The 25,014-nt window shown below is 68.2% G+C and carries 19 protein-coding genes; 15 read left to right on the top strand and 4 right to left on the bottom strand.

Annotated features, from left to right (window positions below):
• Positions 1-312 precede the first annotated feature (312 nt).
• From DFS13_RS02505 to DFS13_RS02495, 3 genes are all read left to right on the top strand, one after another.
• A complete protein-coding gene (locus tag DFS13_RS02505) occupies positions 313-1,863 on the top strand; it encodes a sensor domain-containing diguanylate cyclase (protein WP_012493342.1) in 1,551 nt (516 codons plus the stop codon).
• 253 nt (positions 1,864-2,116) lie between these two features.
• Positions 2,117-2,392, top strand: a complete 276-nt coding sequence (locus DFS13_RS02500) for a hypothetical protein (RefSeq protein ID WP_006483627.1) — start codon at positions 2,117-2,119, stop codon at positions 2,390-2,392.
• Between the two features lie 247 nt (positions 2,393-2,639).
• Positions 2,640-3,671 carry a succinylglutamate desuccinylase/aspartoacylase family protein gene (locus DFS13_RS02495; protein WP_006483634.1) on the top strand — a complete coding sequence of 344 codons (1,032 nt, stop codon included), beginning with the start codon at positions 2,640-2,642 and terminating at the stop codon, positions 3,669-3,671.
• A gap of 58 nt (positions 3,672-3,729) precedes the next feature.
• Here the strand turns inward: DFS13_RS02495 and DFS13_RS02490 are convergent, their stop codons facing one another.
• On the bottom strand, positions 3,730-4,797 hold the full coding sequence (locus tag DFS13_RS02490) for a hypothetical protein (protein ID WP_372496225.1): 1,068 nt from the start codon (positions 4,795-4,797) through the stop codon (positions 3,730-3,732).
• Between the two features lie 240 nt (positions 4,798-5,037).
• Here DFS13_RS02490 and DFS13_RS02485 point away from each other — a divergent pair, with 240 nt between their 5' ends.
• From DFS13_RS02485 to DFS13_RS02455, 7 genes are all read left to right on the top strand, one after another.
• Positions 5,038-5,961, top strand: a complete 924-nt coding sequence (locus DFS13_RS02485) for a recombination-associated protein RdgC (RefSeq protein WP_060211129.1) — start codon at positions 5,038-5,040, stop codon at positions 5,959-5,961.
• A 472-nt stretch (positions 5,962-6,433) separates the two neighbouring features.
• On the top strand, positions 6,434-6,994 hold the full coding sequence (locus DFS13_RS02480; protein ID WP_006494834.1) for a GNAT family N-acetyltransferase: 561 nt from the start codon (positions 6,434-6,436) through the stop codon (positions 6,992-6,994).
• Between the two features lie 66 nt (positions 6,995-7,060).
• Positions 7,061-8,014, top strand: coding sequence for an ABC transporter substrate-binding protein (locus DFS13_RS02475; RefSeq protein WP_006483635.1), 954 nt, complete (start codon positions 7,061-7,063; stop codon positions 8,012-8,014).
• Between the two features lie 53 nt (positions 8,015-8,067).
• Positions 8,068-9,117 carry an LLM class flavin-dependent oxidoreductase gene (locus DFS13_RS02470; protein ID WP_062910467.1) on the top strand — a complete coding sequence of 350 codons (1,050 nt, stop codon included), beginning with the start codon at positions 8,068-8,070 and terminating at the stop codon, positions 9,115-9,117.
• Between the two features lie 10 nt (positions 9,118-9,127).
• The gene (locus DFS13_RS02465; protein ID WP_006494832.1) at positions 9,128-10,480 is read left to right on the top strand and encodes an LLM class flavin-dependent oxidoreductase; all 1,353 of its coding nucleotides are present in this window, start codon (positions 9,128-9,130) and stop codon (positions 10,478-10,480) included.
• A 62-nt stretch (positions 10,481-10,542) separates the two neighbouring features.
• Complete coding sequence (locus DFS13_RS02460) at positions 10,543-12,342, top strand: amino acid ABC transporter permease/ATP-binding protein (RefSeq protein WP_080431207.1); 1,800 nt, start codon at positions 10,543-10,545, stop codon at positions 12,340-12,342.
• Positions 12,343-12,376: 34 nt separating this feature from the next.
• Positions 12,377-13,309, top strand: coding sequence for an ABC transporter substrate-binding protein (locus tag DFS13_RS02455; protein WP_006494830.1), 933 nt, complete (start codon positions 12,377-12,379; stop codon positions 13,307-13,309).
• A 77-nt stretch (positions 13,310-13,386) separates the two neighbouring features.
• On the opposite strand, the gene DFS13_RS02450 is transcribed toward DFS13_RS02455, so the two are convergent.
• A complete protein-coding gene (locus tag DFS13_RS02450; protein WP_006494829.1) occupies positions 13,387-14,481 on the bottom strand; it encodes an LLM class flavin-dependent oxidoreductase in 1,095 nt (364 codons plus the stop codon).
• Positions 14,482-14,553: 72 nt separating this feature from the next.
• Entirely contained in the window at positions 14,554-15,522 is a 969-nt protein-coding gene (locus DFS13_RS02445) for an ABC transporter substrate-binding protein (RefSeq protein ID WP_060211131.1), read from the bottom strand.
• 300 nt (positions 15,523-15,822) lie between these two features.
• Between DFS13_RS02445 and DFS13_RS02440 the strand changes: the two genes are divergently transcribed.
• The 3 genes from DFS13_RS02440 (at position 15,823) to DFS13_RS02430 (ending at position 19,064) form a co-directional block, all read left to right on the top strand.
• Positions 15,823-16,740: a serine aminopeptidase domain-containing protein gene (locus DFS13_RS02440; RefSeq protein WP_006483051.1), complete on the top strand. Its 918-nt coding sequence runs from the start codon at positions 15,823-15,825 to the stop codon at positions 16,738-16,740.
• Complete coding sequence (locus DFS13_RS02435; protein WP_006483055.1) at positions 16,737-17,168, top strand: MarR family winged helix-turn-helix transcriptional regulator; 432 nt, start codon at positions 16,737-16,739, stop codon at positions 17,166-17,168. Before DFS13_RS02440 ends, DFS13_RS02435 begins: the two co-directional genes overlap by 4 nt.
• A 450-nt stretch (positions 17,169-17,618) precedes the next feature.
• Positions 17,619-19,064 (top strand): sialidase family protein, encoded by a 1,446-nt coding sequence (locus tag DFS13_RS02430; RefSeq protein ID WP_060211132.1) that lies wholly within the window; start codon positions 17,619-17,621, stop codon positions 19,062-19,064.
• A 70-nt stretch (positions 19,065-19,134) separates the two neighbouring features.
• Here DFS13_RS02430 and adhP read toward each other — a convergent pair whose 3' ends face one another.
• Positions 19,135-20,163, bottom strand: coding sequence for an alcohol dehydrogenase AdhP (gene adhP / locus DFS13_RS02425; RefSeq protein WP_006483046.1), 1,029 nt, complete (start codon positions 20,161-20,163; stop codon positions 19,135-19,137).
• Between the two features lie 412 nt (positions 20,164-20,575).
• Between adhP and DFS13_RS02420 the strand changes: the two genes are divergently transcribed.
• Positions 20,576-22,660, top strand: a complete 2,085-nt coding sequence (locus tag DFS13_RS02420; protein ID WP_012493345.1) for a TonB-dependent receptor — start codon at positions 20,576-20,578, stop codon at positions 22,658-22,660.
• Between the two features lie 468 nt (positions 22,661-23,128).
• Complete coding sequence (locus DFS13_RS02415) at positions 23,129-24,748, top strand: methyl-accepting chemotaxis protein (RefSeq protein WP_080431208.1); 1,620 nt, start codon at positions 23,129-23,131, stop codon at positions 24,746-24,748.
• The last annotated feature ends 266 nt before the right edge of the window (positions 24,749-25,014 follow it).

Here is a 25,014-nt window from a genome sequence, read left to right as displayed (position 1 = left end):
GGCGGGCGGTCGCGGGCGCGAATCGCCCGCCGTGCGCGTGCGGCCGGCGGCCGCCACGCAGGCTGCCCGCGTCTCCTGCCGGTCGCCGCACATCGTTCCGTTCGCAACGATGCTGCCTTCGCGCCGCCGAATCCGCAAGCCTCTCGCAACCGTGGTTTACGACTACCGCGCGAAGCGGTGCGCGGCGCCGTCGGGCGGCCCGCGCCGCCGGTTTTTCATGGTAATGTCGTGCGCATCCGGCTCGGCCGGGCGTCCGCCACGTGCCGTGCGGGCGTCGCCAGCCATCCCGACATCGTGTCGAGGTCAACGACCATGGCAGTCAGGGCCTCTCTCCTGAACTCCGTTCTCGCCACTCCCCCCTCCGGCAACCACCGCGTGACGGCCGCGCTGCGTCCGTCGATGCTCGTCACGCTGTTCGAGGACGTGCGCCCGATGGCGCTGTCCGGGCTCGCGAGCGGCTTCGTCGCGGCCGTCGCGCTGATCCGGCTGCAGCAGCTGTGGTGCCTCGCGTGGCTCGTCGTCGACGTCGGCCTGCTCATCGCGCGCCTGTCGATCGCACGGGCCTACACGGTGCGGCGCAACGCCGGCGACGATCGCGCCGAATACTGGGCGAGGCGCTATGCGCCGGTGTCGCTCGTCGCGTGCTTCGTGCTCGGCCTCGGCGTGATGGGCTGCGTGCAGGCGGCCGACGTCGAGCTGGGCACGCTGTCGGTGATGGTCGCGGGCGGCGTGTTCGGCGGGATCGCGTCGCGCAATTCGGCGCTGCCGCGGCTCGCGATGACGCAGGTCGTGCTCGGCGTGCTGCCGATCGGCGTCGGTGCGCTGCTGGCCCCGCGGCCGGGCGCATGGCTGCTGGTGCCGCCGCTCGCGATCTATCTCGCGGCGATGCGCACGGTCGTGCAGCGCCACTACCGCGTGCTCGTCGCGCTGATCGCCGCGCGCCAGCGCAACGCCGAACTGGTCGCGCGCTTCGACGCCGCCCTCACCTACATGCCGCACGGCCTGTGCATGATCGACGGCGACAGCCGCGTGATCGTCGCGAACCGGCGCACCGCGCAACTGTTCGGCTCGCCACGCGAGATCATGCTCGATACGCCGCTGCCGGCCGTGGTCGCCGCACTCGGCGCGAACGCCGCGACCGATCCCGGCGGCATCGGCCTCGCCGCGCAATGCGACAGCTGGCTGAGCCGCAACGAGCCCGCGCCGTTGGACATCGCGCTCGCCGACGGCCGCCAGCTCGAACTGACGCGCCACCGCGTGCCGGACGGCAACGCGGTGATCATCGTCGAGGACGTCACCGCGCGCCGCCAGACCGAACAGCACATCCGGCACCTCGCGCGGCACGACGCGCTGACCGGTTTGCCGAATCGCCACGAGCTGCACGCGGCGCTCAAGCGGATGCTCGCGCGCCGGCCGCGGCTGCCGAGCCCGGCGTTCGCCATCATGTATCTCGACCTCGACGGCTTCAAGTCGATCAACGACCGCTTCGGCCACCAGGCCGGCGACGAAGTGCTCACGCAGGTCGCCGAACGGCTCGGCAAGACGCTGCCGCCGGGCGAGCTCGCGGCTCGCATCGGCGGCGACGAATTCGTCGTCGCGATCGACGACACGACGATGCACGCGTGCTCGATCCTCGCCGCGCGGATCATCCGGCAGATTTCGGCGCCGTATGGGTTGTCGAACGGCGAGACCGTCTGCATCGGCATCAGCATCGGCATCGCGCTCGACGACGGGCACGGCTCGCCCGACGAACTGATCCGGCAAGCCGACAGCGCGCTGTACGACGCGAAGTCGGCCGGCAAGGGCATCTACTGCTTCTATTCGAGCGGCAGCCGCCGTATGGCGCCGGCCACCGCAAGCTGAGCCCGTGACGCGCGCGCCGCGCATCAACTTTCCGTGCCCGCTGCGTTCTCCCGACGATTCAATTCCGAAACGCTTTGCCGGTCCGCACATGACGCCGTGCGTTCGCGTGTCACGTGACGTGTTCCGTAACATCGCCATCCGACGCGCCGCAAGATGACTGCAGAAGCCCGCACGATCGAGGCCGGGCACGGCATTTCGCGGCTGGCACTCTTATTGCTCCTTGATGGGGAAAGAACGTTTCAGGGAGCCCAACATGAATACCGTCGACGTGCTCGCACGAACCGAAATCATCGACGAACAGGCCGTGATCGACGGCGCATCGCTGATCCGCCGGCTCGTGTCCGAGCGCCGGATGCCGGCCGCGCGCGAAGCCGCCTGCATCGACAATCCGCCGCTCACGCTGTACGGCGCGTTTCGTCAGGGCGTCGCCGATCACGCCGCGCGACGCGCGAACCCGTATCGCGCCGGCAGCCGTTTCTGGGCACTGTGGGAAGAAGGACGTCTCGAAGCTGAAACATCCGGCCGGTAAGCGCGTCGCGCGCGCCGGCCCTGTCACGACAGGGGCTGGCGCGAAAGCCGGCACGTCAATGCAGCCGGCCGGCGCGCCGGCATGGCTTCATCGCTGCAACATCGCGCGCGCCCGCGTATGGTCCCGGCAAGACACGGCCGTGCGCCCGTCCGCGGTCACGCGCTGCCTGGCCGATCCCGCCCGCCGCGCCGCGCGGCGCCGGTTTCCCCTATAAGATGGCAGATTCCGTTCATCGAACGACGCTGCCATGACTTCCTCTCCTGCTCGAAACCCCATTCACTGCGAAATCGATCTCGACGCGCAAGGCAAGCACGCGGGCTACCTGCGGCTGCCGCACTCCGTGCACCGTTCCGCATACGGCTGGCTGCCGATCCCGATCGCGTCGATCCGCAACGGCGACGGCCCGGTCGCGCTCGTAATGGCCGGCAACCACGGCGACGAGTACGAAGGCCAGATCATCGTGTCGCAACTGATGCGCGAGATCGAACCCGACATGGTCCGCGGGCAGTTGATCCTGCTGCCGATGGCGAATTTCCCGGCGGCGGATGCGGGCCTGCGCGTGTCGCCGCTCGACGAAGGCAACCTGAACCGCAGCTTTCCCGGCGACCCGACCGGCACGCCGACGCAGATGATCGCCCACTACATCGAGCACGCGCTGCTGTCGCGCGCGCAGTATCTGGTCGACCTGCATTCGGGCGGCAGCTCGCTGCTGTACCAGGGCGGCAACATGCTCGCGATCGATCCGCTCGACGCCGACGAAGCCGAGAAGCTCAACGGGCTGCTGGTCGCGTTCGGATTGCACAATGCATTGCTGCACGCGCCGAATCCCGTGCATTCGGCGTCGGCCGCGCGCCGGCAAGGCGCGATCTCGATCGTCACCGAACTCGGCGGCGCCGGGATGGCCGATCCGTCGCTGATCCGGCTCGGTCGCCACGGACTGCTGCATTACCTCGGCTATATCGGGCTGTTGCACGGCGCGCTCGTGCCCGACGCGCCGCCGACCGTCACGCGCTTCATGCGCGTCGACGGCGATCGCCATTTCGTCTATGCGTACGAGCGCGGGCTGTACGAGCCGCTCGTCGAGCTCGGCGACCAGGTGAAGGCCGGGCAGCCGGCCGCGTGGGTGCATTTCCCCGATACGCCGTTGCGCGAACCGGTGCTGCACCGGTTCAACGGCGACGGCGAGGTGGTGTGCAAGCGCGTGCCCGCGCAGGTGCGGCGCGGGGATTGCCTGTTTCAGCTCGCGGAGCCGTCGACGCCGCCGCGCGTCATCGCGTGAGGCACCCGACTGACGCGTTCACGACCGTCGTACGCTGCCAGTGCGGACACGCCGACCGTCAGTCGGACGACACCGGCGACTCGTTTCCCTGCGTAACACCGCATTGATGGCAATGCGGAAAGAAGAAGAAATTCCGGCCACCGCATTCGCACACATTGAAAAGCCTCAATCCGCAATGGACGCAGAACGTGGAGTCGTTGCCGCCGAGACTCCATTGTTTGTCGCATGACGGGCAGCGCTTTTTTTCGAGCGACCGGACGGCTTTTTCGTATCCGATCGTGCGCGCGCGTTCGCCCTGATCCTGCTGCAATTCGAGCCGTTTGCGCTCGGCATAGCGCTGAAACGCCTTCATCATGTAAAGACCGGCGAATACCGTGAGCACGATGCCGACCAGGACCCGGACATAGCCGCCGAAATTCGGCAGGTACGGCACCAGTTCAATGAAAAACGCGCTCAGCGCAAACAGGCCGAAACCGTACACGAACGGCCAGTAGCGCGCGTTGCGGTAGCGGATGAACAGCCAGGTCGCGACCAGCAGTATCGGCAACGTCAGCGCCAGCCGCAGCCCGAACACCTGCATCTCGTAGCGCCGGGTCGCGTCGTCGAAGCGCCGTTCGGCTGCTGTGTCCGCTTCGGCGATTTGCGTGTCGACTTGCGTCTGCTGCGACGCCAGCGCCCGTTGCTGGTCGCCGATCGCATCGATCTGATGCTGCCAGTTGACGACCACTGCCTGCAGCGTATCCAGCTTGCGCGTTCTCGCCACGATGTCCGGGTCCCTCGCACCGTCTCCCGTCACCGCGCGAGTGGCCAGCCAGTTGCGGAAACTTTCCTTTTCGGCCGCGTACGCCTTCGCGGCGCGGCCGCGCGCCACTTCCATCGTGTCGACCTTCTCGGCGAGCGCATCGCGCTGCGCCTGCAACTGACGCCGCGCCGCGTCCAGCCGCGCTTTTAACGGAGCGTCGGCGAATTGCTCGATGACCGGCGGACCACCCCGAGGCGCGAACGCCATGTCGCGAATCACGAGACTGCCGAGCATGTTCAGAAAGACGGCGAAGATGATCGCGATCACCCATGACGCGAGTCGCAGGAGCCGCGCAGGGCTGGTCAGGCCGTCGCCGGAAGTCATCATGGTTTTTCCTTCCTTGTTGTTGGAATGGTTTCCATTGGTATCAATCTTGATGCAACCGTCGATTCTCTCTTTGTCGTCGGTTGCCGTGCGGCGCCGCGCTGATGCCGAATGCCGATCCTAAACGGTCGGCCCCCATTCGCGCTAGCGGACAAGTCCCCTCGACATTGGCGTCGAATCTCCGCCACTGACCGGCAATCGCCCCCGTCAGATAGAATGACGCGCTTTGCCCGTACGCCTATGTGGTTCAAGAATCTCCAGCTTCACCGTCTTCCCCCGCCCTGGGCCGTTACTGCCGACCAGATGGAAAAATGGCTCGCGCCTCACGCATTCCAGCCGGGCAGCAGCGTCGAAATGCAGCGCGTCGGCTGGGCGTCGCCGCGTGACGACGGCGCGCTCGTGTATTCGGTCAACCGGCAGATGCTGCTGGTGTTTCGTGCCGAAAAGAAACTGCTGCCGGCGTCGGTCGTCAATCAGGTCACCAAGGCCCGTGCGCTCGAACTCGAAGAGCAGCAGGGCTTCAAGGTCGGCCGGAAACAACTGCGCGAACTCAAGGAACAGGTGACCGACGAACTGCTGCCGCGCGCGTTCAGCATTCGCCGCGATACCCGCGTGTGGATCGATACGGCGAACGGCTGGCTCGTCATCGATGCGGCGGCCCAGGCGCTCGCCGACGACGTTCGCAGCCTGCTCGTCAAATCGATCGACGGATTGCCGCTCGCCGGCGTTCAGGTGGCGCGCTCGCCGGTCGCCGCGATGACGGACTGGCTGCTGTCCGGCGACGCGCCGGGCGGATTCACCGTCGACCAGGACGCCGAGTTGCGCTCGAGCGGCGAAGGCGGCGCCACCGTACGCTACGTCGGCCACGCGCTGGAAGCGAACGACATGCGCCGGCACATCGAAGCCGGCAAACAATGCATGCGCCTCGCGATGACCTGGGACGACCGGATCTCGTTCGTGCTGACTCCGTCGCTGACGATCAAGCGGGTCACGCCGCTCGACGTGATCAAGGAGGCGGCGGACCCCACCGCGCAGAACGACGACGAGCGCTTCGATTCCGACTTCACGCTGATGACGGGTGAATTGGCGCGGATGCTGACCAGTCTCGTCGATATCCTGGGCGGGGATCGGCAGGACTCGATTCCTCAGCCGGCAGCAGCCTGAACAGCGTCGTCGAGGGTCGTCGCCGCGCGACGACGCGACAATTCAAGGGGGACCGTCGCCATCATGGCGACGGATCGCGGCCGGGGGCGCGGCCGTGAAAAGCCTGCCCCCATCAGCATGAGGCATGACCGGCAGGCGATCGAAACGACGACACCCCGCCAATCCACGGCGGCCCTTCCCCGTCGTCCACACCGCAAACGGGCACGGCTCGCCCACGCCCGCTCGCCCCACCCCACGCCCCCTGCAAGCCTTCTTACGCCTTCCGCGAAATCCTTATCGAAATTGCTTCGTTCGCCTTTGCCGGCCGCGCCGCTAACGTGTTCAAAACGGCGGCGGCACGCCGGATGCCTCGCATCGGGCACGACAGCCGCCGCCATCACGACAACTGCGTCGCGATAACGGAACAGACCGGACGGGCCGCGTGCCCGCACCCCGCCAGGAACGTCCGCATCGCGCGCCATTCGCGATGCCCATGGCCACGAACGACCGCATCATCGACACGACGCCGCTCGACGTCCGCGCGCAGCCGCTGATCGACGCGCTGATCGACGAGTATTCGATCCGTTACGACGCGTACCGCCCCGACAGCCGCGCGTCGGCCCGCGACGAACTCGCACGCTACCCGGCCGAACTGTTCGCGCCGCCCGAAGGCGCGTTCGTGCTGTTGCTGCGCGACGGCGAAACGATCGGCGGCGGCGCGTTCAAGCGCTACGACGCACGGACCGCCGAACTCAAACGCATCTGGACGCGCACCGACCTGCGCCGCCAGGGCCTCGCCCGGCGCATCGTCGAAGCGCTCGAACTGCGCGCCGCGCAGCAGGGCTACCAGCGCCTCTACCTGACCACCGGCTTTCGCCAGCCCGAAGCGTGGGCGCTGTACGACCGCACCGGCTATACGCGGCTGTTCGATTCGTCGATCGATCCCGAAGCGTATTTCCATCTGCGCTTCGGCAAGGATCTCGTCGATCCGTCGCGCACGTCGACGCTGGCCGACCTGTGGGCGCCGGTGCCCGAACCGGTGCTGCCGCGCTGAGTGCACGACGTCCCGCATTCCATCTCGCCCATTCCGCTTTCCACGCTTCCACGACAGGACGTCTTCATGCATCGAGCCGTACCGTTTTCATCCCGTGCCGTGCGCACGCTGGCCACCGCGCTGATCGGCCTGAGCGCCTTCGCCGCCGCGACGGCTGCAGCCGCCGCGACGTTCGACCTGAGCCCCGAACAACGCGGCCGCCCGCGTGGCACCGCCGATGCGGCGGTCGAGCGCGCGGTGCCCGCGTCATTCAAGTTCGCCGACCCCGGCACGCTGACGATCGGGATCGCGCCGAGCCTGCCGCCGATCAGTTCGTATGCGACCGACGCGCGCACGGTGATCGGCTTCGACGCCGACGTCGGTCAGCTCGTGTCCGACAGCCTCGGCCGCAAGCTGAAGATCGTCGCGCTCGCGTGGGCCGACTGGCCGCTGGCGCTCGAATCGGGGAAAGTCGACGCGGTGATCTCGAACGTGACCGTCACCGAGGAGCGCAAGCAGAAGTTCGATTTCTCGACCTATCGCAAGGATCAGGTCGGCTTCTACGTCCGCAACGACAGCAAGATCCAGGCGATCCGCGAGCCGAAGGACGTCGCGGGGCTGCGCATCGTGACCGACGCCGGCACCAACCAGGAAAAGATCCTGCTCGCCTGGGACCGCGAGAACGTCGCGCACGGGCTGAAACCCGTGCAGATCCAGTATTACGACGACCAGGCGATGCGCATCGTCGCCGTGCAGTCGGGCCGCGCCGACGCGGTGTTCAGCGTGAACTCCGTGCTCGCGTATCAAAGCGCGCAGCAAGGCAAGACGCGGCTCGTCGGCGCGATCAGCGGCGGCTGGCCGCGCACGGCCGACATCGCGATCGCGACGCGTCGCGGCAGCGGCCTCGCCGAGCCGCTGACCGTCGCGCTGAACGGGCTGATCAAGAGCGGCCGCTACCAGCAGGTGCTCGACCGCTGGAACCTCGCGTCCGAAGCGATCGACCAGTCGCGCACGAATCCGCCCGGGCTGCCGAAGAGCTGAGCGCCGCGCGCCCGCAACCGTCCATCCACGCTCACGCAGGAACGCCGCTCACCATGTCTTATTCGCTTTCGTTGCTGGACAAGAGTCCGATCGCCGACGGCGCGAGTGCCGCCGATGCGCTGCGCTTCACCACGACGCTCGCGCAACGCGCCGAACAGCTCGGCTACGCGCGCTTCTGGGTCGCCGAACATCACGGCACGCCGGGTTTCGCGAGCTCGGCGCCGGAGATCGTCGTCGCGCACCTGCTCGCGCACACGTCGCGCATCCGCATCGGCTCGGGCGGCGTGATGCTGCAGCACTACAGCCCGTTCAAGGTCGCGGAGACCTTCAAGCTGCTGGCCGCGCTCGCGCCGGGCCGCGTCGATCTCGGCATCGGCAAGGCGCCCGGCGGGCTGCCGCTGACCACGCGCGCGCTGCAGTGGTTCCACGACAAGGCGCGCAAGCCCGATTTCGCGGGGCAGCTCGCGGCGCTCGACGCGTTTCTCGGCTGGGGCGTGGCCGAGGATCATCCGCTCGCCGGCGCGGTCGCGATGCCGGTGCCGCCGCAGTTGCCCGAACGCATCCTGCTCGGCGGCTCGCCGGACAGCGGCGCGCTCGCCGCGCGCAACGGCTGGCGTTTTTGCTACGCGGGCCATTTCAACGGCGACGACGCGAATCTCGAACGCTCGCTCGACGCCTACCGCAGCGCGGGCGGCGAGAAACCGCTCGTCGCGCTGTATGCGGTCGCCGCGCCGACCCGCGACGAAGCCGAACGACTGATCGGGCCGCTGAAGATCTTCAAGCTGCAGTTCGCGGGCGGCCAGAGCTTCAACCTCGCCAGCGCGCAGGCAGCCGCGGAATTCGCGCGGCAAAGCGGCGCATCCGACTACCGGATCGACGAGCTGCGCCCGACGGTGCTGGCCGATACGCCCGAGCGCGTGCATCGCGCGCTCGACGCGCTGAGCCGTCGGCTCGACGTCGATGCGTTCGTGATCGATTCGCCGGTGTCCGACTACGCGGCGCGACTCGCATCGGCCGAATGGCTCGGCGGCGCGCTGTCCACCACGCCGTTGCAGGCGGCCCTCGCGGCCGACCGCTCCCTCTCCCCTGACCAGAACGCGTGACATTCCCATCATGACGACCCGACGATCGATCCCCTTCGGCCTGATGCTGCAAGGCGCAGGCAGCCACATGAACGCGTGGCGGCATCCGAGCAACCCGCCCGACGCGAGCATCAACCTCGATTTCATGATCGGCGTCGCCCGCAAGGCGGAAGCCGCCGGCATCGCGTTCGCGTTCGTCGCGGACGGCCTCTACATCAACGAGAAGTCGATCCCGCATTTCCTGAACCGCTTCGAGCCGCTGACCGTGCTGTCGGCGCTCGCGGTCGCGACGAAGAAGATCGGGCTCGCGGGCACGATCTCGACGTCGTACAGCGAGCCGTTCACGGTCGCACGCCAGCTCGCGTCGCTCGACGCGATCAGCGGCGGGCGCGCCGGCTGGAACGTCGTGACGACGCCGCTCGAAGGCACCGCGAAGAATTTCGGCAAGGCGCACCCGGATCACGAACTGCGCTACGAAATCGCCGACGAATATCTCGACGTCGTGCAGGGCCTGTGGGACAGCTGGGACGACGATGCATTCGTGCGCGACCGCGCGAGCGGCCGCTTCTTCGATCGCGACAAGCTGCATACGCTCGATCACCACGGCCGCTTCTTCCAGGTCGCGGGCCCGCTGAACATCCAGCGCTCGCCGCAGGGGCAACCGGTGATCTTCCAGGCCGGCTCGTCCGACACCGGGATCGGCCTCGCGGGCAAATACGCGGATGCCGTGTTCACGCATTCGCCGTCGATCGACGAAACGGCCGCGTTCACGCGGCGCGTGAAACAGAGCGCGATCGAGCACGGGCGGCAGGCCGGTGACGTGAAGATCTTCCCCGGCGTCGGGCCGATCGTCGGCCGCACGGCCGCCGAAGCGGAGGACAAATACCAGGCGATCCGCGACCTGCTGACGATCGACGAGGCGCTCGCGTACCTCGGCCGCTATTTCGATCACCACGACTTCACGCAGTACCCGCTCGACGCGCCGTTCCCGGAACTCGGCGAGCTCGGCCGCAACAGCTTCCGCTCGACCACCGACCGGATCAAGGCCGATGCGAAACGCAAGGGCCTGTCGCTGCGCGAGACCGCGCTCGCGGTCGCGACGCCGCGGCCGAACTTCATCGGCACGGCCGAGCACGTCGCCGACGAACTGATCCGCTGGCACGACGCGGGCGCCGGCGACGGCTTCATCCTCGGTTTCCCGGTGCAGGCGCAGGGCGTCGACGATTTCATCGAACTCGTGATTCCGGTGCTCGAGGCGCGCGGCCGCTACAGCCGCGACCTGCCCGGCGCGACACTGCGCGATCACCTCGGTCTGCCGCGCAAGGCGAGCCGCTACGCGGCGCCCGGCGCCGCACAGGAAGCGGCGGCCGAAGCGCACGCCTGACGCCGCCGCGCCGCCCGTGCGCGGCGCGCCCGCCGATCGATCGATTCGAGGATTCCCACGACATGAGCGACACGACCCATCTCGGCGGCGCGCTGCCGCCGCTCTCTTCCCCCGGCGCTCGCGAGCCCGGCACGCGTTTGCGGATCGTGCCCGCGCGCCACCGGTCGCGCACGGCCGGCACCGTGCTCGCGCTCGTGCTGATCGTGCTCACGCTGCATTCGATTCTCGGCAACCCGCAGTGGGGCTGGCCGGTGTTCGCCGAATGGTTCCTGTCGCCGCCGGTGCTGTCGGGGCTCGCGCGCACGCTGGTGCTGACGCTGCTCGGCGCGGTGTTCGGCTTCGTGCTCGGCGCGTTCGTCGCGCTGGCCCGGCTGTCGCGGTCGCGCCTGCTGTCCGCCAGCGCATGGACCTTCGTGTGGCTGTTCCGCTCGATTCCGCTGATCGTGCTGCTGCTGATCCTGAACAACCTCGGCTACCTGTACGAGCACGTGCGGCTCGGCGTGCCGTTCACCGACATCGTGTGGTTCGACACGCCGACGACCGACCTCATCAGCCCGTTCCTCGCGGCCGTGCTCGGCCTCACGCTGAATCATGCGGCGTTTTCCGCGGAGGTGATCCGCGGCGGCATTCTCGCGGTCGACCAGGGCCAGCTCGAAGCCGCCGCCGCGCTCGGGCTGCCGCGCGGCCGCCAGACGTCGCGGATCGTGCTGCCGCAGGCGATGCGCGCGATCCTGCCGACCGCGTTCAACGACCTGATCACGCTCGCGAAAGGCACGTCGATGGTGTACGTGCTCGCGATGCCGGAGTTGTTCTACACGGTGCAGGTGATCTATCGCCGCAACCTCGAAGTGATTCCGCTGCTGATGGTCGCGACCGTCTGGTACCTGATCATCCTGACCGTGCTGTCCGCGATCCAGGTACAGGTCGAGCGGCACTATGCACGCGGCGCGCTGCGCAACCCGCCGCCGTCCGTGGTCACGTTCGCGCTGGCGCGCATCGGCGGGCTGTGGCGGCGTGTCACGTCGCGCCGCACGGCCTCGATCGCCCGTGCACGAGGCGAGGCCGGCCCGTCTGCCGATACCGTGGCCGCGGTGTCGCGCACCGGCGGCGAAGTGGCCGTGCATGGCGTGTCGAAGCAGTTCGGCATGCAGTGCGTGCTCGACAACGTGTCGTTCGTCGCGCCGCGCGGCAGCGTGACCGTGATCGTCGGGCCGTCCGGCTCCGGCAAGTCGACGCTGCTGCGCACGATCAACCATCTCGAACGCGTCGACGACGGCTTCATCGACATCGACGGCGAGCTGATCGGCTATCGCCGCGACGGCGACGTGCTGCACGAGCTGAAGGAGCGCGACGTGCTGAAGCGGCGCACGGCCGTCGGCATGGTGTTCCAGAACTTCAACCTGTTCCCGCACCTGACGGTGCTCGAGAACCTCATCGAAGCGCCGGTCGCCGTCGCCGGCGTGACGCGCGATGCGGCCGAGCACAGCGCACGCGCGCTGCTCGCGCGGGTCGGCCTCGCGGATAAGGCCGATGCGTACCCGCGCCAGTTGTCCGGCGGCCAGCAGCAACGTGTCGCGATCGCGCGGGCGCTCGCATTGCGGCCGAAGGTGCTGCTGTTCGACGAGCCGACGTCGGCGCTCGATCCCGAACTCGTGAACGAAGTGCTCGACGTGATCAAGGAACTCGCGCGCTCGGGCACGACGCTCGTGATCGTCACGCACGAAATCGGCTTCGCGCGCGAAGTGGCGGACAACGTGCTGTTCATGGAACGCGGGCGCATCGTCGAGGCCGGGCCGCCCGCCGCCGTGCTCGATGCGCCGTCGCATCCGCGCACCCGCGCGTTCCTGTCGCGGGTGCTGTGATGCGCGCAGCTTCCGACTTGCGGGGTGCCGCACGATGACCGATCGACGCCAGTTCATCACGGCCGCGCTGCTCGCGGCATCGGGCCTGCCGTGGCAGGCGGCACGCGCGGCGGCGGCCACCGCCGACCTCGACCCGCGCCAGGCCGGCCGCCCGCGCGCCGGCCCCGACGACGCGGCCATCCGCGCGGCCAGCGGCTACCGCTGGGTGCGCGACGGCGCGTTCACGGTCGCGATCTCGCCGCACGCACCGCCCGTGTCGACCTATGCGACCGACGCGCGCACCGTGGTCGGCGCCGATCCCGACTATGCGCAGCTCGTTGCCGACGCGCTCGGCCGCACGCTCGTGCTGCTGCCGATCGCGTGGGCCGACTGGCCGCTCGGGCTGACGTCCGGCAAGTACGACGCGGTGATCTCGAACGTCGGCGTCACCGAGAAGCGCAAGGAGAAATACGATTTCACGACCTACCGGCTCGGGCTGCACGGCTTCTACGTGCGCACCGCCAGCCCGATCGCGAAGATCGCGGAGCCGAAGGACATCGCGGGTTTGCGGATCATCACCGGCGCCGGCACGAGCCAGGAGCGCATCCTGCTCGAATGGAGCAAGCGCAACGTCGCGCAGGGGCTGAAGCCGGCCGAGCTGCTCTATTTCGACGACGATGCGACGGCGCGCGTCGCGCTGCTGTCGGGCCGCGCGGATGCGGAGCTGAACCCGAACGCGTCGCTCGCGTACGAGGCCGCGCGCACCGGCAAGATCCGCCGCGTCGGCGTCGTCAATGCGGGCTGGCCGGCGAATGCGGACGTCGCGATCGCGACGCGCCGCGGCAGCGGGCTCGCGCCGGCGCTGACGCTCGCGACCAATGCGCTGATCGGCAACGGCCGCTACGGGCAGGCGCTCGCGCGCTGGGGTTTGCAGAGCGAGGCGATCGCGCGGGCGGAGACCAATCCGCCGGGGTTGCCGTCGTTCTGAGCGTTCAAGGCAAGCGCCCCGGCATGCGTGATGGCGATGCCGGGGCGCGTCAACGTGCGGCAGTTCGGCGGGTTCGCCTACGCCGGCACCGCCGCCTGATAGCGGTCGAGCTCCGCAACATGCGCGTGAATCGCCGGGATCAGGTCGCGCCCGTAGGCCAGCGCATCGTCGAGCGGATCGAAACCGCGAATCAGGAACGTCGATACGCCGAGCCGGTAGTACGCGCCGAGCGCACGCGCGACCTGCTCGGGCGTACCGACCAGCGCGGTCGAATTCCAGCGCGCGCCGGTCAGGTTCGCAACGCCCATCCACAGCCGTTCGTCGAGCACGTCGCCCTGCGCGGCGGCGGCCATCAGCCGCTGCGAGCCCGCATTCTGCGGCGCGTGACCGGCGATCGGCTGACCGTTCGCGAGCCGCGCCGCACGCACGCGTTCGCGGATCGCCTCGGCCTTTTCCCACGCGGCCGCCTCCGTATCCGCGACGATCGGCCGGAACGACACGCTGATGCGCGGCGCCCGCCCGAACGGCGCGGCGGCGGCCCGCACGCGCGCGATCTGCTCGCGCACCGCGTCGAGCGGCTCACCCCACGTCATGTAGACATCCGCATGCTCGCCCGCGACGGCGAGCGCGGCCGGCGACGAGCCGCCGAAATAGATCGGCACATGCGGCCGCTGCGCGCCCTTCACGACCGGCGACGCCCCGCGCAGCCGGTAGAACGCGCCGTCGTGATCGACCGGCGCATCGGCCAGCCAGATCCGTTTCAGCACGTCGAGATATTCGCCGGTGCGGCGATAGCGGGCATCGTGCGGCACGAAATCGCCGTCGCGCTGCAGATCCGCATCGTCGCCGCCGGACACCACGTTCAGCGCCAGCCTTCCGCCGCTGAACACGTCGAGCGTCGCTATCTGCCGCGCGGCGGCCGACGGCACGATCACGCCCGGCCGGTGCGCGAGCAGGAGACGGATGCGCGCGGTCGCGGCGGCCGCGAACGACGCGACGATGAAGCCGTCCGCCGCGTTGCTGAAATGGCCGATCAGGATCTGGTCGAAGCCGGCGGCTTCGTGCGCCTGCGCGAAGCGGCGCACGTAGTCCGGCTGGACGGCCGCGCCGCCCGGTACGTCGACCTCCGCGCCGGGTGTCGCGGTGATCATGCCGATGATGTCGACTGGCATGTCGGGATGTCCTCGGGTATGTCGATCGGGAAGCGCGGGAATCGTAACGATCGCCGCGCGGTCACTGCGCGGTCACTGCGCGGCGGCCGTCTTTTGCGCGGGTACCGCGAACGCGCCCGCATACGAGCGGTCGAGCAGCTTCGACGTGTCGTACGCGGCCGGAATCACACCGGACTTGTGCAGGAAGTCGGCCGTGTTCTGCGCGTCCTTCGCGGCCGTCTCGTCGACCGGGCCGACGCGCTGCCGAGCATTGTTGAGCCAGCGATACGCGACGTCGGGTTCGAGATTCGCGCGTTTCGCCCACAGGTCCGCGTACTCGCGCGGATGGCTGTCGACCCACTGGCGTGCGGCCACCACGCGCCGCAGGAAATCGGTGATCTCCGCGCGCTTGCCCGAGGCGGCCTGCTCGTTCGCGGCGACGAAGCTCAGCGCCGGCATCAGCCCCTGCGCGGTCGTCACGGGCCGCGCGCCCTGCCGTAACGCCAGCGTGCTGACGAACGGCTCCCACAGCGACACCGCATCGACCGAACCGTTCGCGAGCGCGTTGGTCGCGTCGATCGGCATCAGGTACGCGTACTTCACCGAATCGGCGCGCAGGCCCGCGTGTTCGAGCGCGCGCAGCACGAGTTGCTGGCTCCAGGCACCGCGCCATACCGCGATGGTCTTGCCCTGCAGGTCGGCCACGGTGCGCACCGGCGAGTTTTTCGGCACGAGGATCGCGACGCCGTCGAGACTCTGCCGCGACACCGCGACGACCTTGACCGGCGCGCCGCGCGCGGCCAGCGTGAGCAGCGCGGAATCGCCGAGGAAGCCGAGGTCGATCGCGTTGCCGTTCACGCTTTCGGCGACCGGCGCGGCGGCCTGGAAGTGCTTCCATTCGATCGTGTAAGGCAGGTCCTTCAGCACGCCGGACGCTTCCATCGATGCCTGGATGTTGAAGTAGTTCTGTTCACCGACGCGCAGCGTGACGGTGTCCTTGGCGATGCCCGGCTGCGCGGCAAGCGCCAGCAAGAGCGCCGTGACGATTCGGCTCAGCAACATGATCTCCCGGAAGGTTGGCGGGCGGCCGCGCGACGGCGACGCCCTTGGTCCGCCGTGCGCGACCGCCGGCGGAACGGATGGAACCGGTGAAGATACGTCGATCCACTTCATGACACAAACGCAATATTCTTCTATGCAAAGATGCAAATATTTTATGAAGCACGCGCGTGCGGCCGCCGCTTCGCCGCCGGCCGCCGCCGCCGCGTGAAGTTCGAACGATTCCTCGATAGATATTTCGCACGCGAAACACATTACCGACTATATTTCGCATACGAAATAACTGCCCGAGCGAGGACGGCCATGACCTCCGAACCCATCGAATTTTCCGCCGCCGACGGCTACGTACTGCACGGCACGCTGTGGTCGCCGGACGCGCCGCCGCGCGCGCTGGTCCTGATCCATCCGGCGACGGCCGTGCCCGAGCGGCTGTATGCGGGCTTCGCGCGCTTCCTGACCGAGCGCGGTTTCGCGGCGCTGACCTACAACTATCGCGGCATCGGCGCATCGCGGCCCGCGCGGCTGCGCACGCTGCAGGCCCGCATGCGCGACTGGATGGAGCTCGACGTGGGCGCCGCGACCGCGTGGGCCCGGCACGCGCATGAAGGGCTCCCGTTGCTGGCGGTCGGCCACAGCGTCGGCGGACACGCGATCGGGCTGTCCGGCGCGACGACGCATCTGCGCGCGGCCGTGCTCGTCGCCGCGCATGCGGGCAGCACGCGGCTGATCGCGCAGGCGGCCGAACGCGTGAAGGTGCGGCTGATCCTGCGCGTGCTCGGCCCGCTGACGTCCGCGCTGCTCGGCTACGTGCCCGGCAAGCGGCTCGGGCTCGGCGAGGATCTGCCGGCCGGCGTGTTCCGCGAATGGAGCCGCTGGACGACGCTGCCGCACTACTTCTTCGACGATCCGACGCTCGGTGCGGCCGAGCGCTTCTCGAAGCAGCAGTTGCCGATCCTCGCGCTCGGCTTCGACGACGATCCGTGGGCGAATCCGGCCGCGATCGGCCTGCTGGTAAGCTATCTGACCCGCGCGAAGGTCGAACGCCGCCAGATCGATCCGCGTGCGGCGGGCAGCGGCCCGGTCGGGCACATGGGCTTCTTTCGCAGCCGGCCCGGCACCGTGCTGTGGCCCGACGTCGCCGACTGGCTCGCGCAGGCGCTCGACACGCCGCGCGCCGCGGGCCGCCCCTCCCTTTCCATTGCAGCCGGGAACCCAGCTTGAGCGAAGACCGACGACTGTTTTTCATGTTGAACATCGGCCAGCGGCGCGTGCAGCGCTGGATCGACCGCAAGGCCGAAACCGAGACGCGCGCGAGCGCCGCGCAGGCCGGCGTGCTGTTCTGTCTCGCGAAACAGGACGGCGCGCTGATCGGCGAAGTCGGCGCGACGCTGCAACTTGCGCCATCCGCGATGACGGGCCTCGCCGACCGGATGGCGAAAGCCGGCCTCATCACGCGTCATGCCGATTCGGACGACGGCCGCGCGACGCGGCTGTACCTGACCGACGACGGCCACGCGGCACTCAAGCGTGCGCGCGTGCTGCTGCGCGAACTCAACGGCAAGCTGTGCGACGGGTTTTCCGACGACGAACTCGACGTCGTCGCGCGCTGGCTGCATGCGTTGCAGGAGCGCTTTCCGGCGGAGCGCTGAACCGCGCTTCACGCGCGCGCGGCCGGCGTGCGCGCGCATCAATCGCAAGCGATTGCGATTCGCGTTTTCGATTCGATTTTCATGCCGCGCAACGGCAAAACTTGCGGGCCCGATGCGCGCTTTCGGCAACGCTTTCCGGCTACGTCCTGTTACAAAAAACCGCCTGTCGCGCGGCATTCGAATCGCCTACATTGCAATCCACTTCGACACATTCGTCGCATGCCCGGACTGGCTTTCCCGTCGGGTCGACATCGCAGACACACCCGACAAGCAATGAAAAGAAGAGGAGTCTTAACCGAAGCGCTGGCGGCATCCAGCGCACGCGGATTGCGATGACTGAAACGGCATGCTGAACGGCACGCAACGACACGCGGCATGATTGCCGCGCCCCGGCTCGCGTTGTCTCGTCGTGCCCCGCCATCGCATTCGCCCCTCACCGAGGAGTCGTCCATGCGACGCATGATCGTGTCCCATCCGCTTGTCACCTGCCTGTCCGCCGCGATGGCGCTGGCCGCCGCTGCCGCGGCGCACGCCGAACCCGTCGTCGTCTCCGGCCCCAGCCCGTTCGCCGCGTGCACCATCGGCGGCCCGGGCACCAACTACGTGAATGCAGAAGTCGAACCGTGGCTCGCGGTCAACCCGGCGAACCCGAACAACATGATCGGCGTGTGGCAGCAGGACCGCTGGTCGAACGGCGGCGCCCACGGGCTCGTCGCCGGCTACACGTTCGATGCCGGCGCGACCTGGGCGCGCACGCCGCAGCCGTTCAGCGCATGCGCGCCGGGCGGGCTGAAATACGAGCGCGCGTCCGATCCGTGGGTATCGTTCGGGCCGGACGGCACCGCGTATTCGGTATCGATCTCGTTCAACCAGTCGAACAACGCCAACGCGGTCGGCGCGTCGGTCTCGACCGATGGTGGGCAAACGTGGAGCAGCCCGGCCGTGCTGATCGCGAACGACGAACCGACGACGCAGTTCTTCAACGACAAGGAATCGGTGACCGCCAACCCGGTGAAGGCCGGCACCGCGTACGCGGTATGGGACCGTCTCGAGCTGCCGAACGGCAATCCGTACGCGAACCTGCACACGAAGGCGTACCGCGGGCCGACGCTGTTCTCGAAGACGACCGACGGCGGCAAGACGTGGAGCGCCGCGAAGGTCATCGTCGACGTGCCGTCGCGCCAGCAGACGATCGGCAACCAGATCGTCGTCGATCCGAAGAGCGGCACGCTCTACGATTTCTTCGACCTGATCCAGCCGCCGTTCAGCAAGGCGGCCGGCAAGGTCGCGTTCATCAAGTCGACCGATGACGGCGCGACGTGGACCCAGCCGCAGGTGATCGCCGGACTGCAGACGGTCGGCGTCACGGATCCGAACACCGGCGAACCCGTGCGCACCGGCGACATCATTCCGGAACCCGCGATCGATCCCGCATCCGGGCAACTCTATGTCGTGTGGCAGGACAGCCGCTTCAACGGCGGCGCATACGACGAGATCGCGCTATCGACGTCGAAGGACGGCGGCGCGACCTGGAGCACGCCGCAACAGGTGAACACGCCGACCGGACGCCCGGCGTTCAATCCGTCGGTGCGCGTCGACAACACGGGTGCGGTGATGGTCACGCACTACGACTTTCGCGACCTGCAGGCCGGCAACACGACGACGCTGCCGACCGGCTTCTGGCGCAAGATCTCGCACGACGGCGGCGCCACGTTCGCCGACGAGCGGCGCGTCGGCGGCCCGTTCGACATGAAGCTCGCGCCCAATGCCGAAGGGTTCTTCATCGGCGACTACCAGGGGCTCGACGTCCTTCCGTCGTCGTCGTTCCATCCGTTCTTCGTGCAGACCAACGCGGGCAACCTGACGAACCGCACCGACGTGTTCTTCGCGCCGTAACGCGAGCCCGACCATCTCGCCGCCGCCCCGCCGCCATGCGTCGCGCGGCGGCGGGCGCAGGTCCCGCGCCTCAATGCATGTCGGTCAACACGATGCGCCCGTCGACCTTCCCTTCCCGCAGCTTCGCGAATACGTCGTTGATGTTGCCGAGCCGGTCGCGGTGGATGTGCGCGCGCACCAGGCCGTCCGCCGCGAAATCGAGCGATTCCTGCAGATCGCGCCGCGTGCCGACGATCGACCCGCGCACGGTGATGCCGTTCAGCACGGTCGAGAAGATCGGCAGCGGGAAATCGCCCGGCGGCAAACCGTTGAGCGCCACCGTGCCGCCGCGCCGGACCATCCCGAGCGCCTGCGCGAACGCGCTGCGCGACACGGCCGTGACGAGCACGCCGTGCGCGCCGCCGATTTCCTTCTGGATCACTGTTGCGGGGTCGTCGATCGACGCGTCGATCGTCAGGTGCGCGCCCAGTTGCCGCGCCAGCGCGAGCTTGTCGGGGGAAATGTCGATGGCCGCGACGTGCAGGCCCATCGCCCGCGCATACTGCACGGCCACGTGCCCGAGGCCGCCGATGCCGGAAATCGCGAGCCACTGGCCCGGGCGCGTGTCGGTGACGCGAATGCCCTTGTAGACCGTGACGCCCGCGCACAGGATCGGCGCGATCTCGTCGAACGCGACCTGCGCGGGCAACTGGCCGACGTAGTCGGGATCGGCCAGCACGTATTCCGCGTAGCTGCCGTTCACCGAATAGCCGGTGTTCTGCTGACCGTGGCAGAGCGTTTCCCAGCCCGTGCAGCAGTACTCGCAATGGCCGCAGGCCGTATAGAGCCACGGCACGCCGACGCGATCGCCCTCGCGCACGTGCGTGACGCCCGCGCCGACCGCCGCGACGATCCCCACGCCTTCATGGCCCGGGATGAACGGCAGCGACGGCTTGACGGGCCAGTCGCCGTCGGCCGCGTGCAGATCGGTATGGCAAACACCCGACGCCTTGATGTTGACGAGAATCTGGCCGGGCCCCGGTGCCGGAATCGGCACTTCCTCGATGCGCAACGGCGCGCCGAACGCGTGTACCACGGCCGCTTTCATGGTCTGGGTCATGCGTCGCTCCTGTCTGGTCGATGAGCGACTCAGTATCCGGTTCCGGAATCGGAGCACGTTGATACGCGTCAACGCATCGGAACGGATGCAGCAATCGACCCGACGCGCCACGATCGGCATCGTTCGACGTGAAAGCTCGAGCCGTCGATCGCTCGCCGCCCCGCCGCTCGCGCCACCCTTTCACCGCTCCGACGGAAACCCGACGAGATCCCGCCATTCGGCTTGGAATTTGACATGATATAACATATCATTTCGCGTGCTCGTCCGCCTGACGCCGTCCCGACCCGGTGGCCGAGCCTCGCCGAGCCATGTTCCAACGGGTCATTGCGCGTCATAGACGCAACAATATATCGTATCCAGCGGTGACCCGCATCGCTCGTTATCCGATCCGATTCCAACCGATTCACCGACCATGCGCGACCTCCCTCGCTTACCGCTTCGCCCGCTCTCGTCCCTGTCGCTGATGCTGTTCGCCGCCGTCGCCCACGCGCAGACCGATGCACCGGGCGCGTCCGGCACGCCCGCCAACGCATCCGCGCCGCTTGCACCGATCTTCGTGACCGCGAACCCGCTCGGCGACACCGAACTGATCGCCCCGACCGTCCAGCTCTCCGGCGATGCGCTGACACGCCGCCAGGCCGATTCGCTCGGCGAAACGCTCAACGGGCTGCCTGGCGTGTCGACCACCACCTACGGGCCGATGGTCGGCCGGCCGATCATCCGCGGGATGGACGGCGACCGGATCCGGCTGCTGCAGAACGGCGTCGCGGCCTATGACGCGTCGTCGCTGTCGTACGACCATGCGGTGCCGCAGGATCCGCTGTCGATCGAGCGCGTCGAAATCGTGCGCGGGCCGGCCGCGCTGTTGTACGGCGGCAACGCGGTGGGCGGCGTGGTCAACACGATCGACAACCGGATTCCGCGCGAAGCGATCCAGGGCGTGACCGGCGCGCTCGACGCGCGCTACGGCGGCGCGAATTCCGTGCGTGCCGGCGCCGCGCAGGTCGAAGGCGGCAACGGCCGCTTCGCATTTCACGTCGACGCGTTCGATCGCGAAACGAGCAAGCTGCGGATTCCCGGCTACGCGCGCAGCAGCCAGCAACGCGCGATCGACGGTCCCGACACGCCGCAACCGGAAGGCAACGTGCCTAACAGCGACGGCCGCGTGCACGGCGGTGCGGTCGGCGCGTCGTACACGTGGGCGGACGGTTTCGCAGGCCTGTCGTACAGCGGCTACGAATCGAACTATGGCTCGGTCGCGGAAAGCGACGTGCGGCTGCGGATGCGTCAGGAACGCCTCGCGCTCGCGTCCGAGGTGCGCAACCTGAGCGGGCCGTTCACGACGCTGAAATTCGATTTCGCGTACACCGACTACCGTCACAAGGAAATCGACAACGGCGAGACGGCGACCACCTTCCGCAATCGCGGCTACGAGGCGCGCATCGAGGCGCGCCATCGCAAGATCGGGCCGTTCGAAGGCGCGATCGGCGTGCAGTTCGGCCAGAACACGTTCTCGGCGCTCGGCGACGAAATGCTCGTGCCGTCCACGCGCACCAACAGCGTCGCGCTGTTCGGCCTCGAGGAATGGCAGGTGGTCCCGGCGCTGAAGCTGAGCCTCGGCGGCCGCTTCGAGCATGTGAAGGTCGATCCCGATCCCGCCGGCGTCGAGAAATTCGCGGGCGCGCAGCCGCGCGACTTCAACGCGGGCAGCCTGTCGGCCGGAGCGCTGTTCACGCTGACGCCGGTCTGGTCGATCGCGGCGAACGTCGCCTACACCGAACGCGCGCCGACCTTCTACGAGCTGTATTCGAACGGCCCGCACGATGCGACCGGCCAGTTCCTGATCGGCAACCCGAACGCGTCGAAGGAAAAGGCCGTGTCGACCGACCTGTCGCTGCGCTATGCGAGCGGGCCGAACCGCGGCAGCGTCGGCGTGTTCTACAACCGCTTCTCGAACTACCTGACCGAGTACAACACCGGCCGCGTCGTGGACGACGACGGCGAACCGGTCGCGCCCGGCACCGACGGCTCGCTCAACGAGGCGATCTACCGCGGCGTGCGCGCGGAGTTCTACGGCATCGAGCTGGACGGCAAGTGGCGGGCATTCTCGCGGCGCGGCCACACGGTCGATCTCGAACTGACGGCCGACTACACGCACGCGCGCAACGTCGACACGGGCCAGCCGCTGCCGCGCATCGCGCCGCTGCGCGCGACGCTCGCGGCCGACTACGGTTACGGCCCGTTCGGCGCGCGCGCGCAGGTCACGCATGCGTGGTCGCAGCATCGCGTGCCCGACGACGACTTCTCGACGGACGGCTATACGTCGCTCGGCGTGATGCTGACGTACAAGTTCCGCGTCGGCCCGACGCACTGGCTCGCGTACCTGCGCGGCGACAACCTGACGAACCAGGAAATTCGCTACTCGACGTCGGTCGTGCGCGGCTTCGCCCCGCAAGGCGGCCGCAGCGTGATGGCCGGATTGCGCACCACGTTCTGACCCTCGCACGGCTCGCGGCGCCCGCCGCGAGCCTTTTGCCGGCGCGCACCCGAACCGCCCGCGCCTTCCCATTTATCCGTCAATCGATCGCATCGTTTCGCATTGAAACGCACGCCGGATCGCACCCCAATTCGTCCGCAACGAAATTCCGTTATTCACCGGTAAATCAGAAAGAAATCATCAGACAATTATTATAAAGAAGATGGTTTTTGTTTTATCAGTAAAACCGGTTTCAAATCCCCCCGCATAACGCATTGAATAAATGCCCTCCCGGCAGCTTATTGATCGGGATCAAGAATGCCCAAGCGACAAGGCTTTCATCACTCGAAAAGCTAATATCAGGGTTTTCGAAGGGTAAAGAATCATCGCGAATACCCGTTAAAGCCGGCACGAGCCCGTATCTGGTCGAACTAATAAATTCCATTTGCCAACCACACGCACGGGGGCCCAAACGTGAAAATCGCCAGAATGAGCATCAAAACGAAACTCCTCGGCGGCTTCGGCCTGCTCGCCGCAGTCGTCGTGATCGTGTCGGGCATGGCTCTCAAGGCACTGTCCGACACGAACGCCGAGTTTTCACGCTACATGAACGGCATCAACGCACGGGCGAACCTGTCCGCGCACATCCGCACCGCAGTCGACCGGCGCGCGATCGCCGCGCGCAACCTCGTGCTCGTCACCCGGCCGGCCGACGTCGAGGCCGAGCTGGCCGAGGTGAACCGCGCGCACAAAGACGTACAGGACCATCTCGCGAAGCTCAAGGAACTCATGGCGAACGCGACCGACACCTCCGATCGCGCACGCGAACTGGTGGCCGACATCGTGCGCATCGAAACCCGCTACGGACCCGTTGCACTGCGCATCGTCGGGCTCGCGCAGGCGGGCAAGAAGGACGAGGCAACCGCCGACATCGACGACAATTGCCGCCCGTTGCTCGCGCAACTGGTGCGGGCGACCGACGCCTATGCGACTTATACGCACGAACGCGAAACCGAGATCGCGCAGGCCTTCGCGGATCGCTACACGGTCGAGCGCAACCTGCTGGCCGGCATCTGCCTGATCGCCGTCGCGATCGCCGCCTGCGGCGGCCTGTGGCTGACGCGCAAGATCACGGTGCCGATCAGCGCGGCCGTGGACGTCGCGCGCACGGTGGCGAACGGCGATCTCGGCAGCCGCATCGAGGTGCGCGGCAACGACGAAACGCGCGACCTGCTCGACGCGCTGCGGACGATGAACGAACGGCTGATCGGCATCGTCGGCCGCGTACGCGACTCGTCGAACAGCATCGCGCACGCGGTCAGCGAGATTGCGTCGGGCAACCTCGACCTGAGCCAGCGCACCGAGGAACAGGCCGCGTCGCTGCAGGAAACCGCGGCGACGATGGAGGAATTCACGTCGACGGTGCGCCTGAACGCGGAAAACGCGCAACAGGCGAGCACGCTCGCCGCGAATGCGTCGGACGTCGCGCACCGCGGCAGCTCGGTGGTCGGCCGCGTGGTCGACACGATGACGGAGATCGGCCACAGCTCGTCGAAGATCGCCGACATCACGGGCATCATCGAAGGCATCGCGTTCCAGACCAACATCCTCGCGCTCAACGCGGCGGTCGAAGCCGCGCGCGCGGGCGAACAGGGCCGCGGCTTCGCGGTCGTCGCGAGCGAGGTGCGCAATCTCGCGCAGCGCTCGTCGACGGCGGCCAAGGAAATCAAGGAACTGATCACCGCGTCGGTACAGACGATCCGCGACGGCTCGGCGCTCGCGGGCGAAGCCGGCAAGACGATGTCCGACGTCACGCAGGCCGTGGCGCGCGTGACGGACATCATGGGCGAGATCGCGGCCGCGTCGGCCGAGCAGAGCCGCGGCATCGACCAGGTGAACCTGACGATCACGCAGATGGACGAGACGACGCAGCAGAACGCGGCGCTCGTCGAGCAGGCGGCGGCCGCGTCGAAGTCGCTCGAGGCGCAGGGCCGCGAGTTGTCCGAAACGGTCGCCGCGTTCCGGATGCCGTCCGGCGCACATGGCGCGTCGCCCGGCGCGCATGCGCAGGAAGCCGGCCCGCGTCACTGGCAGCCGGCTGCCGCGTAACGGCGGTCGCGAACGAGACGGCGATGCGCACGCTGTTTCGCTTGTGCGCGTGCGCCGCGCTGGCGCGCACCGGACGATGCGCGGCCACGCGCGGCACGCGATGCGGCAGCGCGTCGTCGTCACCCGATAACGCGTCCGGAAGTACGCATGCATGGCGACGCGCATCGCCGCTGCGTGCGACGCGTTTCCGGCACGCGCGCGTGTAGGCCGACACGCCGCGCAGCACAGCCGCATTCCGCATCGAAGGTCAGTGCCGCCGATTCGCG

It is taken from the genome of Burkholderia sp. 28_3, from assembly GCF_003253915.1.
GTDB classification, from domain to species: Bacteria; Pseudomonadota; Gammaproteobacteria; order Burkholderiales; family Burkholderiaceae; genus Burkholderia; species Burkholderia cenocepacia.
The sequence above is the reverse complement of the archived record's forward strand: the minus strand, read 5'-3'. Positions and strand labels throughout refer to the sequence as shown.